Origin of the sequence: Staphylococcus sp. Y174-1 (assembly GCF_049897865.1) — a bacterium.
GTDB lineage: Bacteria > Bacillota > Bacilli > Staphylococcales > Staphylococcaceae > Staphylococcus > Staphylococcus saprophyticus.
The window spans coordinates 151,620-167,095 of the sequence record NZ_JAFCXB010000002.1; the positions used below are offsets into that span (position 1 = coordinate 151,620).

The window sequence follows — 15,476 nt, forward strand, 5'->3', positions numbered from 1 at the left end:
TTTTATTATTTGCTTTATTTAATACAATAAATACCAATCATGTTTATTTTATATACTATTACATTGATAGTGATTTATGCCGAAATTGTGAGTATAGTACTTGTTGAAGATTATATGCTAAGACAGTATCCGTGAAAATTATGGGTAAAAAAACTGCCAACAAAATCAAAGATTTTGTCGACAGTTTGTATCAAGTAATTTAAGTGTTTGTATAAGTACTTGTCATTTATACACCAATCCCTTATCACACATTTAAGCAAGCCGAGCATTTTTGCCGTGGCTTGCTTAATTTCGTTTTATTCTATTATTTTGAACTTTTCAAATTATCTGATGTCTAAACCTCTTTGTTCAATCCATGACTGTAATTTAGGACTAAATACCATTTGCGTTTGTTTTAAATCTTTTATTGTTTTGACATCAAGCATGGTCATAATCTTCTTCATATGATCTGTAAATTGTTCAGTATAATTAAGTGTTTCAGTAATACCATAGTTTTCAACTTGATTTAAAAATGGGCGTGACATCCCGACTGCGCTTGCACCCAATGCCAAACATTTAACTGCATCTAAAGGTGTTCTTACACCACCACTGGCTAAAATATCCATATCTTGTTGATATGAAGCACTTTCCAACAGTGATTCAACTGTTGTTTGTCCCCATAATCCTAAATAATCCATATCTTTGTATGTGCGTCTTTCATTCTCAATATCCACGAAATTTGTGCCACCTCTACCGCTAACATCGACGTAACGTACACCGATTTCATTGAGGCTCTTAATAGTTTCCTTACTCATACCAAATCCTACTTCTTTTACAATCACTGGCACGTCTACGCGTGAAACGATTTGTGCTAAGTTTTCCATCCAAGTAGAAAACGTTCTATTACCTTCTGGCATTACAAGTTCTTGTGGAGCGTTCACATGAACCTGCAGTGCTTGAGCATCGAGTAATTTTACAGATTCAACCGCTTTATCTACAGGGACATCTGCACCAACATTACTGAAAATAATACCATCCGGATTCGTATCTCTGACAATACTGAAAGATGATGCCATTTTACTATTTCTTAATGCAGCATGTGTAGAACCAACTGCCATAGCGATACCAGTTTCACGTGCTATTACAGCCAATTTTTCATTGATTTGCTTCGTCCATTCACTACCACCAGTCATAGCATTGATATATAAAGGTTGATCTAGTGTGAAGTCTTTTAACTGACTTGTTAAATCAATATCATCGACATCGACATTAGGAATTGAATGATGTACAAATCGTATTTCGTCAAAATCAGAAATCGTGGCATCTCCTTGTGCCATCGCAATTTCTACATGTTCATTTTTTCTTTGTTCTCTTTTATTATCGCTCATCTTTTGCTCCTACTTTCAATCATTTTATAATGCTTTGATATATTAAATAATGTCTTAAATTACATACTAAAACCATTTTTCTTTTTTAAAATAATAAATACATCCTGCACTAATCGCCAACATAATACCTAATACAATATAGTAACCATAATGCCACTTTAACTCAGGCATATTGATAAAGTTCATGCCATATATACCTGTAATTAACGTTAATGGTAAGAATATCACAGATACTAGGGTCAGTATTTGCATCACACTATTCATTTTAAATGAGGTATAGGACGAATAATTATCTCTTATTTCAGTTGTCACTTCTTGTGCAGTTTTTAAAATACTTTGTTGTTTAATAATATGATCCTCTATATGTTGAATATACATATGATTTTTACTATCTACAAGTAATAGCTTACTTTCTTTAATATTATCTATTAATTCGTTCATAGGGTATATAATGCGTTTCAATTTAATAATGTCACCACGAATTTTAAATACATCTTCCATGATACCTTTAATAGATTGACTGTTTAAATTTTGGTCTTCGAATTCAAACACTCTATCTTCGATGTCATAAATGTGTTTAAAATAATCATCTACCAATTTATCTAAAATATACAGTGCCACATCAGACGTATCTAAATCTTTATTAAATTGATGTTTAATCATTTGTTCTACATCTTCTAATATTGAAAATGGTTTGTGATGGTATGTAATCAAAATATTATCTTTGATAAACAAATTTAACGCTTTATCCCTATTAAAAGGGGTATCCATACTATGAAAGACGAGATATTGATATGTTTCATAGGCCTTATATTTTGCTCTCGGTGTCCCTTTTATCGTATCTTCAATTTCAAGTTTATTAAATTTAAATTGTGATTGTAATACTTCGTTTTCAGTTTCCGTTGGGTCATTAAAATCATACCAAATCAGCGTAGCTTCTTTTGGTATTTCATTATAGTGAGCTACCTGAACGAAAGGTTGTTCAGAAGTTTGATATTTAATCGTTATACTCATTATTCCCCTCCCGAAATCGTTTCCTTTATTTTACCATGAAATAGTATGTGTGTATGTTTTAGATTTATTTCGTTAAGCATACTTTAAAACATGTTAAACTTTAATTATATATTTTCAAACTTTGAGGAGTTGTATTCATGAAAAATCCTTTCACAGTGATTCAGCAAGTGAACGAAGATATGATTGATCACAATGGTCACATGCATGATGCTCATTATAATATGGTCTTTAGCGATGCCATTAACCAATTCAATTATCAACACGGATTATCCTTGGAGGAGCGTGAAGCCTTAAACTATACACTATTTACAGTTGAAGAACACACGGCCTACCTTTCTGAATTAAAGAAAAACGAACGCTATCACATTACCATCTATTTATATGATTATAATGAAAAAAGCGTCCATTTCTTTTCCATAATGACAAATGAACATGGTTCAAAAGTTGCTACGAATGAAGCACTCATGTTAGGTATTAATCGTGCAACTAATAAAACTGCACCTTTCCCAGAACAATTTGCACAAGCAATTATCAATTATTATGATAATCAACAATTAATTGAATGGCCAAAACAATTAGGCCATCGTATTCGGATTTCAAGAAAAGGAGTTTAGATATTACTATGACAAATCATATACATTCAGCAGTAGCATCAAAATTGTATGATTTATTCGATGATACTAAATATGAATTAAGCGAATTAAATCAAAGTAAGCAACTTGTATTAAACGGACCAGACAATAAATTAATTAAACGTGGTTTAGATATCAGTTATTTACAAGGTCAGAAGAAAGCGATTGATGCCATAGATTCAATATTAAAAAATGATTCTGACGATGCAGCTTTCAAGCTTAATTTTACGGAATTTAGCACTCAAGTCATCAAATCATTCGAATCATCTGCAGCTAAGTTTAAAAGCCTTGCGCTACCCACCGAAGACTATGATGTAGTACTTGCACATCATTATTCATTAATGGGTCAAAAATTAATTATCGACACAGTTCACACAACGATATTAAACCAAACATTTTAATGACATGTGCAACAAACCTAATGTAGCGTAAAGCTATAAAACTATAATCACAACCTAATCACAGGTCGTTGTATGACAACCATATATGCATTTTATTAATGATTATAAAAAAACAAGCTTTGACATCCATGTTTCAGCTTGTTTTAAAATATTTAGTTATCTGTTCATTCATCTTTTAACGTTTCTACGATTTGCTTAACCACTTTATGAGACTCTCTTATAGGTAATAAGGGGAAAGCATGAATCATTCTTTTATATTCATAAAAATGTATTTCTTGTGATTTATCTGCTAAAATATGTGCAAATCTTTGCATGTCTGGGAGGTAAATTTCGTATGCACCGCCAAACATATATATCGGTGGCAAATCTGTCAGTTCTCCATAAATTGGTGACACACGTGCATCGTCTAATGGCAGATTATGAGACCATATGTTTAAAATGCGTTGTACGCCATCTTTATTAACGATGACATCTTTTTTATCTAGTGATTCCGTGATACCTTCATTATCCAATTGGGCATCTAGTAACGGTGAAAACAAATATAATTTACTTGGTAAAGGGTGTTTTTTTTTCTTCAGTTGTTGCACAAAACTTAGTGCTAAAGCAGCACCAGTGCCATCTCCCATAATGACAATAGCATCACTATCCACTTCAGTTAGCAATTTATTGTACATCTCAAATATAGCATTATAAGTATCTTCTATATGAAACTCAGGTGTCTTTGGATAGATTGGCATGACAACTTCACTTAATGTACTTAATGAAAGCTTATCCATAAATCTCCAATGAAAAGCAGATGGCTGCAATGTATTATAACCACCGTGTATATAGAGTATTTTTCTTTCGTGGCTATGTCTAAAACGAAATCTAAAGACTTGCATATCCCCTAGCATTTGTTTATCTAAATCAGATTTAACATTCAATGTTTCAGGTTGTTTATGTTTTTTTTCATTAATTTTCTCGCGATTATTTAAAAATTGCTCAAAAGCTTCATCTGAACTAAAAATAATAGATCTATGAGGTAAGAGGTACTTATTCACAAATTTAGTTGTCAGTCTTGATTTCATTTATAATCCATCCAATCTAAGTTTATTCTCCAAGTATTTAGAATATTTCATTTTACTTACTAATCAAAATTCATAGTATGGTAAAATTAATACAATGACATAAAAATACAGTTATAATATAATTTGAGTTCCCTAATAATCGAATCTATCAATAACTAGTTATCACAGTTATTGCATATTATAACAAAATAGAAACAAAAGTCATAAAATATTTAGATGTAGCATTCTACAGTAATGAAAGGAGTATCCTATGGCAGAACAGAACCATCAATTTAAAGATTTTGAACATACCCTAACAAGTGAACCCATGCAACGTGGGATGCGTTTTGAAAAAAAGAAAAAGTCTTGGGTAAGTATGCTTATCCAGATTATTGTCCTTATTTTAATGGCCATAACGGGTTATAGCATGTTTAAGGAACCTATTTTTAATTTAGTCTTCGCGCAAGAGACAATCAATTTTCATAAACTCACTAATTTCCAAACTACTATAAATGATATTTCTAACTTAAATATTAATGTCGCCTCAATCGATAATTTACAAACGAGTATCGATCGATTAATCCTAGTATTTTACGTGTTCTTTATCGCCTGTATTTTAAGTTTAGTCTTAACTTTCTTTACTTTACTATTTAACAGAACCGTATTAAAAGTAGTAAATATGTTTGTCATCGCGATTATGTTAGTCATTACATTTGGTTTTTCTTATCTAATTAAAAATATTGCTTCTAGAATTTCAGACTCAATGAATCAATATTATATTTCAGTTAAACCTACCCAAATCTTAACTGAAGCTGATGCAATTCATAATGCTTTTACATTGTTAGGATGTAGTATCGCGCTCGTATTAATTAGCATGTTTTTCAGAAATCGTATAGTGCGTAAATAAGCTTATCGTCATCTATTTAAAAACATACTGTAAAAGAAAAAGCCGCTTCCAACATTTAAGTTGGAGGCGGCTTTTATGTTAATCAAAAAATATGATTTAATTTTCTTTAGACATATAGTGATCTTTACCTTTTAAGAATAAACTTAAAATAAATGCAAGTGCACTTAGCGCTGTTGCAATTAAGAATGCACTATTGACACCATTGATAGAAGCTAGTTTTTGAACAAATTCTAGCACTTGTGAAGTTGCCATTTGTTCGCCGCCTAACGCTTGCGCCATTTCTTGTAAACGATCTTTAATAAATGGGTTCGTTTTATCTAAATCTTGTGCGTAACCTGCAGCATATTGCGTTGTTTGTGTAGACATCACTGTCACTAATAACGCCGTACCAATTGAACCTGCAAGTTGTCTTAATGTATTTGATAAGGCATTACCATGTGCAATTAATCTCTGTGGTAATGCATTCATACCAGCTGTCATAATTGGCATCATAATAAAACTCATACCAAAAGAACGAATAATATAAATAAGCATTAAATGACCATAAGTCGTATTCATATTTAATTTCGTTAATTCCCAAGTAGCATAAGTCATGATTGCAGTACCTACTAATGCCAATGGTTTGATACCAATTGTGTCTAATAATTTACCAGCAATTGGACCCATAACACCCATAATCAAGGCACCAGGTAGTAATAACAGACCTGATTGAATTGGGGTAAAGCCTCTTAAGTTTTGCAAGTAAAGTGGTAAAAGAATCATACCACCAAATAAACTCATTGTAACGATCATATTGATGACTGTTGTTAACGTAAATCCTGAGTATTTTAATACTTCCATACTTAACATAGGCACCCGCATTGTAAGTTCTCTGATGACAAATGCAATAATAAAGATAACACCTAATATTAAGGAAATGACTACGATAGGTGAACTCCAACTATTGTTACCTGCTTCACTGAATCCGTAAAGTAACGCACCGAAACCAATCGTACTAAAGATAATTCCTGGTACATCGGCTTTTGGATTTGTTGTTACTTGATATACTCTAAACCAAATATAAGCAATGGCTAAAGATACCAAACCAATGATGAACATACCATAGAACATAACATTCCAATGATAATTTTCAACAATATAACCAGATAATGTTGGACCAATCGCTGGTGCTAAAATCATAGCGATACCAAGCGTACCCATCGCTGCCCCACGTCTTTCAGGTGGGAAAATTGTCATAAATACATTTGTACCTAACGGCATTAATATACCGGCACCAATAGCTTGTAATACACGACCTACCATCATGATTGTAAATGATTCAGACAGTCCACAGACTAAAGAACCAATCGTAAATAATGTCATCGCAACTAAGAATAGCTTACGATACGAATATTTATTAAATAAGTAGGCGCTGACTGGAATTAAGATACCATTTACTAGCATAAATCCTGTCATTAGCCATTGACCCGTATTAGCTGAAATATTGAAATCTGTGTTTATCTTCGGTAACGCTACATTAAGTAAAGTTTGGTTTAATATAGCTATAAACATACCAAAGATCATCGCAATTAATACTTTACCTTGGGTCGTACCTTTACCAAACATAAATGTACTATGCTTTTCTTTTAATTTTTCATTTACTTTAGCTTCTTCTGAATTAGGATTGATCGCTTCATGATCTGAATCATCTTGTTGTTCTACTTCTGTATCATTGATATCAGTAGAAAATGTGTTTAATTCATCATTCTCATCTTTATTTTCACGAACATCTTCGTTCGTTGCTTTTGACTCCTTGGATGATTCCTGAGAATCTTCCGTATCGTTCACTTTAAATTTAGATTGATAATTTTCATTAGAAACATGACTTTCATGCTTTGTTTGTTCCACTTGTTGATTTACTTTATTATGTTTTCTTTTAGTTAGAAAAACATTAAGTAACCCAACTAAAATGAGCGCTATGACTACGTAAATTATAATGAAGGTCATTGTCATTTAAAGACCCCCTTAATTTTTATGAATTTTAACTTCAGCGTTCATTCCTGGAACAACATTTTTAGATGGTTTTGAATCGAGTGAAATTTTCACAGGTACAACTTGAGATACTTTTGTATAATTACCATCAGTGTTTGATGAAGGCATCATTGAGAAACTTGAAGCTGTAGCTTTACCAACTTCTTCTACTTTACCTTTAAGTTCAGCGTCTTCGCCGTCAAGTTTTACATTTACATCTTTGCCTTCTTCAACATCTGCAATATCTTTTTCATCAACATTTGCAGTAATGTAAGAATCATCTAAATTATAAGCATAAGCAATTGGAGTCCCTGCTTGCGCCATTGAACCTTCCATACCATCTGTTTTTACGATTGTACCATCTTGTGGCATTTTAACGTCCATGTTTTGTGATTGGCCATCTTCACCTTTAGCTGCAATTTCTGCAACTTTATCACCTTTATTTAATTTTTCATTGTTTTTTACATCGAATGATTTGATTTCACCTGATGCTGGTGCAGATATTTTAATTTGTTCTCCATCTACTTTCGCATTATCAGTACTTACAAATCCTGTAGCTTGATTATAAAAATGGAAACCGACTACTCCTATAATCACAAGAACTACAATGGTAACGATGTTGATTAATACCATTTTTTTCATTACTCTTTCCTCCTATTTGCTTTTAAAATTCACTTTATATATTATAGATACATAACATTTAAAAAAACACCGACACTTCTATAAAATGTGTCGGGTAAGTTATTGTATGCAATTTTTGAAGGAGATATAATGAAACAGAAAGCTAAAGAAAAAATTATTCGAAATATGATTACTTTGCTAGAAGAACATCCTTTTGAAGACATTACTATTAAAATGATCTGTGCTTATAGTGGCATTAATCGAACGACCTTCTACGATTACTTTGTAGATAAGTATGATCTTTTATCTACGATTCAAACATATCATCTTCAAAAATATAAAAAATTATTAAATGCACTATACTTCAGTTTCGATAAAAATGAAATTAATCATTTTAAACTCTATCAATTTTTCAAAGTCATATTAACTTATATTAAACGTCACTATGGATTTTTCCATGCCATATTTGTCTCACACCCTAATCGAGATTTGTTTACGGATTATGTAAAAATCACTAAAGAGACGTATACGAATATGCTTGTCGATTACACGACAGTATTGAAGAAAAAACAATTTGTCACATATGCTATTGGCGGACAAATTGGTATTATATACTTTTGGATACGTGAAGAGTGTATCGAAACACCTAATGAACTGGCACAAATTTTACTAGCAAACGCTATAAAACTTAGACGCTAATATCATATGAGTTATTGCGCATAAGCATAACATTTTAAAATAATTAAAGCGGTCGAGACATGAGACGTGTCTCGACCGCTTTAATTATTCAATACTATTTTTAGATGGTATATACTTAAACACAAAATAATTGATACATTGCAAAATAATGAGCAAAATACCAGCTATCATAATAATGGTAATATATGGTATATAACTGTCTTCACCCATCATGCCGACTAAAGGCGAAACAAGTCCACCTAATAAGGATTGAACTAATCCTAATAAACTAGATGCACTGCCGTTACCACCAGTGCGTTCATCCATTGCAATTGAAAAGCCTAATGTCGCCACACCAGTAACTGGTGCTACGAGAATAACAAAACCAATAAATAACAACCACATTGATAAATGCATGACTAGCGTCATCGATACGACTGCTACACCAATAATTTGTATTATGGTTAAAATTCTTAACAAAGTTAGTCGATCTATATAATCAACCATTTTACCAGTCAATTGGCTAGAAATAATCAAACTGATACCTATGACTGCAAACATAATACTAAATTGTTGCGCCGACATTTGATAAATACTTTGCGTAATAAATGGCGAAGCAGATATGTAACTAAACAACATAATAAATGTTACACCTTGAATCAACATTGGTAATACAAATCTGGGCGTAATTAATAATTGCTTGAAATTTTTAAATATACTACCAAGATGTGGACTGTCTCGTTCTTCTAATTCCAAAGATTCTGGTACTTTAAATAGTGAGCCAATGACCATTGAAACACCGAACAACGTTAAAATAACAAAGACCATACGCCAAGTAGCGAACGATAATATAACGCCACCTAGAGCAGGTGCTATGACCGGCGCCACACCATTTACTAGCATAAGTAAAGCTAAGAATTTTGTTAATTGCTTTCCACTATATAAATCACTAGATATCGCGCGTGATATAACTGCACCTGCACCGCCACAGAAACCTTGAACAAATCTTAGAGCAATCATGAGCCAAATATTATCGACGAAAATAATACCTATACTTGCCAATGTAAATAATGACATGGCTACAACAAGTGGCGTTTTTCTACCTATCGCATCAGAGATTGGACCAACAAATAAATTACCTAAAGCGAGACCAATCATAAATAGAGATAATGTTAATTGTGAATTTGAAGTTGTTGTACTAAAATCTGATTGTATTTGAGGTAAGCCAGGCAAGAACATATCAATAGATAAAGCGCCGATTGCTGTTAAAGCCCCTAAAATAATGACAAACAGTAATGATTGTTTGTGCTGCGTTTGTTTATTAGTCATTTAAGTTCTCCTAAAAATAATTCTATTCTTATCATTTTATACATATTAACACCATTATAGCTTTAACCTTACCACTTTTAAATACTTGCTTGTATATTCATTTCTCTATACAAAAAGAACGAGGTTAAAAGCACCTCGTTCTTCCTCATTCCAATTATTTAATATTATATGGTCTTACAATAATATAGACCAATTAAATACCTTTATTAATTACTCTGAATATTTAACTACTTTTAAATTATCTGCATCTCCATCACCTTGTAATTGATAGTCAACTTCTCCATATTGACCATTCTCTTTCAAAGCTTGTCCAGTTACATAAAATGTATTACCTTGTTTAATGATTTCTGTTATTTGTGGTTGTTGTATAAAGAATAAACGGTTTGAATTCACATCACTTTTAGTCGACTTATAGTTATCTGTGTTTTTCTTCAAATAAGATGATACTAAAGAAAAATCACTTTGACTATGTGCACTATTCATCGCTGTAGTGAAATTACCGAAAAAATTAGTCACCTTATTTCTAAAGCTATTCTCTTCTTTTTCTTTTTTATCTACATAGGATTGTATTTCATCATCATCAAAATTTAATGTTACTTTTGTTTTATCTTTTAGATTATCTGTTTTCACTGTCGTTTCAGCTGACTTAAATGTTTTCTTCTTAGCTTCGCCTTCAGCAGAAACAGTAATATCATTTGTTTTTGGATATGGACCAATCTCTTTTGCTTTAGCATAATCGTAAGTTTTATCGTTGATTTTTACTTTTACAGTGTCTTTATCTATTTCTGATGCGCCACTTAATTCAACTTGAATATATGCCTCGTTAAAATCTTCGCTGACATCTATCGTTTCATTATTACTATTATTAAAATTAAACTTTAACTGACCATCAAATTGGCCATTAGCCGTTTCTTTTTTAGTTTCTAGTAAGTAATCACCTGGAATAAATTTACCTATTGCTGTCGTTTTATTTTTTTCAGCAGTGACTGTTTTTTGTTTATCATCAGATTTAAATTTATATGTCGCATCATATTTAGGTTTGACGATAGCTTCTTTAGTAGGAGCCGTAAAACTCATGTTATCAAAAATTAAATAACGTCTTCCATTTTTACTAACTCTCAATACATTTTCTCCATTTTTAGCAGTGACAAAATCCGCTTCTTTGGTCTCGCTCTCATTTAACTTCTTGATTTTTTGATTCACATCTTTTACAAAGTTGTCCATCCCAACCTCATTTTTTATATATTTAATATAAGCGGTTGCTTCTGTCTCATCCACACTATTGTTTTGTGTACTTAGGATTGTGGAAAGCTTTTGTGTATCATTATTATCGACTGCATTTATAAGCAACTCTGATTGTGCTTCAGGCGAATTGAAGTTTTTTAATAAGAAGAAAATAATAATAAGTAAGATAATGATAAAGAATGCAATTCCCCAGGGGATAATTTTACGTGCTTTTATATTTGCGCTTTTTTTATTATCTTTTAATGAACGCGTGAGTTGTTCTGAGTGATTGTCAGTGACTTCATAACCACAATGGCCACACTTACTTTGTTTATCTCTCATATTCCCCCCACATTTAGGACATTTTCGCATTCTATCACCTCTTTATCTCTAAATTCATACATCATCACATTATTTTAACACACATTAAAATGAAACCATATGTAAGCTTGCTGTTGCTACTTTAATTAATCCAATATGCAAACATAAATTGCCTATTTTATTCTACTTACCTTATTATATGTAACGCATGCTAAAAATGATATACATCGTTAGTCCAATAACACGATTAAAGTAGCATTGACACAATAACGTCAATAATCAATATTTAAGATTGCTTTTTACTCATCGTATGTTACGTCAACTAAATTTATGCGTGGTTTTTTAAATTAAAATTCTTTAGTCGACGATCAATAATCTCGAGCACATATCTCGCCTGTTCGATTTCTTCATCTGACAAATCATGCAACATGTCACTTACGATATCGTTGATGATAGATTTACTTTCTCGATTAAATTGCTTACCTTTTTCCGTTAACTTAATATATTTTAAACGCTGATCTGTATGTGCTTCGGCTTTATCCCATTCTACAACTTCAGCTTGTATCAATTTTTTTATTCTTCGACTTACTGCTGCTTTATTAACCCCTTGTTTCTCTGTAATTGCTGTCAAAGTCATTGCTTTTTCATTTTCTAACATCAAAATCACGTTAGCTTGTTCTTTTGAAATTTTATATTCTTCTCTCAATGCTTTCAGTAACTTCGCCATCAATGTATTCACATCATCAATGAACTCTCCCATAAACTCAATATGATTACCTAAATTTTTTACCATACCTGCCACCTCAATGTTCCATTAAAAATCATTTAATTTTTGTTTTTTTATATTATGTTAATGATATCAATATTTTATTATGTATAAAAGTTAAAACTCGCAACTTATACTTATATTAATTCATATTTTTACTTGGTTACCTTAGTATTAATAATTAAATTTGCTTATTTCGAAAGATTACACTACATTTAATATACTATAAAAATCGGAAGTGAGGCATTGGGTATGTTAACTTTGGCTTTATGTATTATGATATTATTTACATATTTGTGTATGTTTTTTAACTTCAAATATTCGGCACATCTTTCAATATATATTTCCCAGGTAATATTAGGTTATGTTGTCATTATTATACATATTGGTGAGCATACGCTACCTATAGATATTCTTGTTGTCATGTCCTTAGGCGCTCTATTATTACACATCAAACATAAGCATTTAATGCAAAATCGCATGAGTGCCCTTTTCTTAAAACGTCTCTATTATGTGGCTTTTAAACTCGTTGTTTTCACGCTTGCATGCTTTTACATTAGTTTGATTCCTATTGGTATTAACGTTATCTTTCTATGGATTTCAGCTATATCTTTTAGCGGGCTTTTCACTTTTATTTGCTACATGATGTGTTCGTCGAACTTTTTAAATCTGAATATTAAACCTGACTTCAATGTCATACTTGTCCTAGGTGCTGGTATATTTACAGAAAATGTAACGCCTATGTTAGCTAGCCGTTTGGATCGTGCTTTAACTTTATATATACAACAACCAAATGCTAAGTTTATTGTGAGCGGCGGACAAGGTCCCGATGAACCCATCTCCGAAGCGCTAGCCATGAAGCGCTATTTAATACATCATGGTGTTGAATCAAATCGTATTATGTTAGAAGATCAATCCACAAGTACGTCAGAGAATATCCAATTCTCTAAATCACTCATTGAGAGCCACTTCGAATGTGTCCCTAAAATTGTCTGTGTCACAAGTCAATTTCATATTATGCGTGCTTTACGCTTTGGACAAAAATTCAATTTAAAATTAACTGGAGTTGGAAGTCATACACCTTATCATTTTTTTGAAATTGCATTAATTCGTGATTTCTTAGCATTAATGTATCAATATAAATTATTATTAACGGTTTATTTTGCAGCTTTGTTTTTCATATGCATAATCGCATATTGGTTTATTCCAAGTATCCCTTTATAACATATTTTAAATATGAACACTGTATCGCTACGCGTCATTGAGTGAATAAAAAATCTGAGACATCACTAAGTGTCTCAGATTTTTATTTATACTATTTGCGGATGTAATAAATTAAATACTTTAAGTATACATTCCGTTTTATCTTAACGCCCTATTGCATTGCATCTAAAATAACACATCTATCATTTAGGCATTGGGAATAACGCCATCATCTAATTCAATGACTTTGTCAGCATATTCAAATAAACGTTTATCATGAGTAATCATGATGCCAATCATTTTTTTACTTTTAATTTGATTTTTGATCATTTCAATAACTTCCGTCGCACGTTCCGCATCTAAACTTGCAGTCGGTTCATCAGCTAAGATAATTTTAGGATGATTCATTAGTGCTCTCACAATTGCCACACGTTGTTTCTCCCCACCAGACAGCATATGAGGAAAGGCAGTCAAGCGATGGTTTAGTCCTATTTGTTTTAGTAAAGTTTCTGCCCTTTGATTAGCTTCTTTCATAGTCATTCCTGCCTCTTTACCAATCGTTGCCAATTGTGCTTTTACTTTTAAATATGGTACTAAGTGAGACGATTGAAAGATAAAGCCAATCTCATTTAACCTTAATTCTGAAGCCTTTCTATCTCTAGTAAATAAAGGTTGATTATTATACAAAATATCTCCACTACTTTGTGAAAGTAAACCACCTAAAATAGTTAATAATGTCGTTTTACCAGATCCAGATGCACCATTAAGAATAACAAATTCGCCTTCATTCACATTGAAATTGATACCTTTTAATACAGGAGTTTCTGATTGGCCATTACCAAATGATTTTTTAATATCTTTAACTTGTAAACTCATTATTCTCCACCTCCAATTGCTTCGATAGGATCTACTTTAAATAATTTGATAAATGATAATATTGCTCCAATTATAGCAACAATAATAAATACACCTACAACTAACAGTAGATTTGATGTTGTGACATGGAATGGCATAGATACTGGCATTAAGAATGACAATCCCGTAATAATAGCAACTGATATAATCACGCCTATCATCGTCGTAATTAATATTTGAATAATTAATGCACTTAATAAGTGTTTTGTTTTCATACCAATCGCTTTTAATATTCCAATTTCTGGTATTTTTTGAATTGTCATAACATAGAAGAATGCACTAAGTACAATCGCTGAAATAACAAACAAACTTACAATCATCATATTTAATGGCGCTTGTTCTGCTTGATAACTTGGAATTTCACTTGTTATGTCATTTTCTGTAAATACTTTCACGCCAGAAATATCATTCACTTTCCCTTGCTCTGATTTTGATAAATCTTTAACTGGATAAATAGTGCTAGCTTGTTTATTTAATGTGTTAAATCCATTATCACTCATCATCACAACTGAACTATGTGAATACATCGTATCATTGAGTACACCTGATACTTTTAATACTTTACCATCTTTAAGTTTAATTTTATCTCCTACGTTAATGCCATCAGCAGTAAGTTTATTATTAATTGCCACTTCATTGTCTTTAGTAGGATAATGCCCTGCTTTTAATTCAGGCTTTTCGTTTTTAACCGTATTGATCATTAAGACGTCTTCTTCATTTTTATCAATCTTTAATGTTTGAGGTGCCATTTTTAATGGTTCTTGACCTGTAATATCTTCAATTTTATTTTGTTGTTCTGGTTTAATAATCGACTTCTCAATTTGTGGTTGCTTATTATCTTGTAAAACATACTTTTCGGATTTCATGTTGTCTAACATTGAGATATTTTCTCTTGCTAATCCTTGAGCTAATCCACTTATAAATAACACCATAATACCTAACAATAATATGATGAGCATGATTAAAATATAGCGAAACTTATAATATTTGATTTCTTGCCATGCTAATTTCATTATTTCCAACTCCTTCTTTAAAACTTATA

General features: G+C 31.7%; 15 protein-coding genes. 5 read left to right on the top strand and 10 right to left on the bottom strand.

Annotated elements, in window-relative coordinates; all coding sequences use genetic code 11:
* Positions 1–323: 323 nt before the first annotated feature.
* Entirely contained in the window at positions 324–1,367 is a 1,044-nt protein-coding gene (fni, locus tag ACP7BT_RS07550) for a type 2 isopentenyl-diphosphate Delta-isomerase (RefSeq protein WP_041079167.1), read from the bottom strand.
* Positions 1,368–1,433: 66 nt separating this feature from the next.
* Positions 1,434–2,381: a magnesium/cobalt transporter CorA gene (gene corA / locus ACP7BT_RS07555; RefSeq protein ID WP_041079168.1), complete on the bottom strand. Its 948-nt coding sequence runs from the start codon at positions 2,379–2,381 to the stop codon at positions 1,434–1,436.
* 137 nt (positions 2,382–2,518) lie between these two features.
* Between corA and ACP7BT_RS07560 the strand changes: the two genes are divergently transcribed.
* Both ACP7BT_RS07560 and ACP7BT_RS07565 read left to right on the top strand, forming a co-directional pair.
* Positions 2,519–2,995: a thioesterase family protein gene (locus ACP7BT_RS07560; protein ID WP_002482506.1), complete on the top strand. Its 477-nt coding sequence runs from the start codon at positions 2,519–2,521 to the stop codon at positions 2,993–2,995.
* 8 nt (positions 2,996–3,003) lie between these two features.
* Entirely contained in the window at positions 3,004–3,414 is a 411-nt protein-coding gene (locus ACP7BT_RS07565) for a hypothetical protein (protein WP_041079172.1), read from the top strand.
* Positions 3,415–3,578: 164 nt separating this feature from the next.
* Here ACP7BT_RS07565 and ACP7BT_RS07570 read toward each other — a convergent pair whose 3' ends face one another.
* Positions 3,579–4,481: an alpha/beta hydrolase fold domain-containing protein gene (locus tag ACP7BT_RS07570; protein WP_041079174.1), complete on the bottom strand. Its 903-nt coding sequence runs from the start codon at positions 4,479–4,481 to the stop codon at positions 3,579–3,581.
* Between the two features lie 250 nt (positions 4,482–4,731).
* On the opposite strand from ACP7BT_RS07570, the gene ACP7BT_RS07575 reads away from it, so the two are divergent.
* Positions 4,732–5,367, top strand: coding sequence for a hypothetical protein (locus tag ACP7BT_RS07575; RefSeq protein ID WP_002482503.1), 636 nt, complete (start codon positions 4,732–4,734; stop codon positions 5,365–5,367).
* A 96-nt stretch (positions 5,368–5,463) separates the two neighbouring features.
* Here the strand turns inward: ACP7BT_RS07575 and ACP7BT_RS07580 are convergent, their stop codons facing one another.
* Positions 5,464–7,359, bottom strand: coding sequence for a DHA2 family efflux MFS transporter permease subunit (locus ACP7BT_RS07580; RefSeq protein ID WP_041079176.1), 1,896 nt, complete (start codon positions 7,357–7,359; stop codon positions 5,464–5,466).
* A gap of 12 nt (positions 7,360–7,371) precedes the next feature.
* Positions 7,372–8,019, bottom strand: coding sequence for an HlyD family secretion protein (locus ACP7BT_RS07585; protein ID WP_011302500.1), 648 nt, complete (start codon positions 8,017–8,019; stop codon positions 7,372–7,374).
* Positions 8,020–8,148: 129 nt separating this feature from the next.
* Between ACP7BT_RS07585 and ACP7BT_RS07590 the strand changes: the two genes are divergently transcribed.
* The gene (locus ACP7BT_RS07590; protein WP_041079178.1) at positions 8,149–8,697 is read left to right on the top strand and encodes a TetR/AcrR family transcriptional regulator; all 549 of its coding nucleotides are present in this window, start codon (positions 8,149–8,151) and stop codon (positions 8,695–8,697) included.
* A gap of 84 nt (positions 8,698–8,781) precedes the next feature.
* On the opposite strand, the gene ACP7BT_RS07595 is transcribed toward ACP7BT_RS07590, so the two are convergent.
* The 3 genes from ACP7BT_RS07595 to ACP7BT_RS07605 form a co-directional block, all read right to left on the bottom strand.
* The gene (locus ACP7BT_RS07595; RefSeq protein WP_041079179.1) at positions 8,782–10,005 is read right to left on the bottom strand and encodes a multidrug effflux MFS transporter; all 1,224 of its coding nucleotides are present in this window, start codon (positions 10,003–10,005) and stop codon (positions 8,782–8,784) included.
* 210 nt (positions 10,006–10,215) lie between these two features.
* Positions 10,216–11,601: a TcaA NTF2-like domain-containing protein gene (locus ACP7BT_RS07600; protein WP_011302497.1), complete on the bottom strand. Its 1,386-nt coding sequence runs from the start codon at positions 11,599–11,601 to the stop codon at positions 10,216–10,218.
* A 277-nt stretch (positions 11,602–11,878) separates the two neighbouring features.
* A complete protein-coding gene (locus ACP7BT_RS07605; RefSeq protein WP_041079181.1) occupies positions 11,879–12,343 on the bottom strand; it encodes a MarR family winged helix-turn-helix transcriptional regulator in 465 nt (154 codons plus the stop codon).
* Positions 12,344–12,568: 225 nt separating this feature from the next.
* Between ACP7BT_RS07605 and ACP7BT_RS07610 the strand changes: the two genes are divergently transcribed.
* Positions 12,569–13,540 carry a YdcF family protein gene (locus ACP7BT_RS07610; protein WP_041079183.1) on the top strand — a complete coding sequence of 324 codons (972 nt, stop codon included), beginning with the start codon at positions 12,569–12,571 and terminating at the stop codon, positions 13,538–13,540.
* 186 nt (positions 13,541–13,726) lie between these two features.
* On the opposite strand, the gene ACP7BT_RS07615 is transcribed toward ACP7BT_RS07610, so the two are convergent.
* Together ACP7BT_RS07615 and ACP7BT_RS07620 are read right to left on the bottom strand one after the other, a co-directional pair.
* Positions 13,727–14,395, bottom strand: coding sequence for an ABC transporter ATP-binding protein (locus ACP7BT_RS07615; protein WP_041079184.1), 669 nt, complete (start codon positions 14,393–14,395; stop codon positions 13,727–13,729).
* A complete protein-coding gene (locus ACP7BT_RS07620) occupies positions 14,395–15,447 on the bottom strand; it encodes an ABC transporter permease (RefSeq protein ID WP_041079185.1) in 1,053 nt (350 codons plus the stop codon). Before ACP7BT_RS07620 ends, ACP7BT_RS07615 begins: the two co-directional genes overlap by 1 nt.
* Between the last annotated feature and the right edge of the window lie 29 nt (positions 15,448–15,476).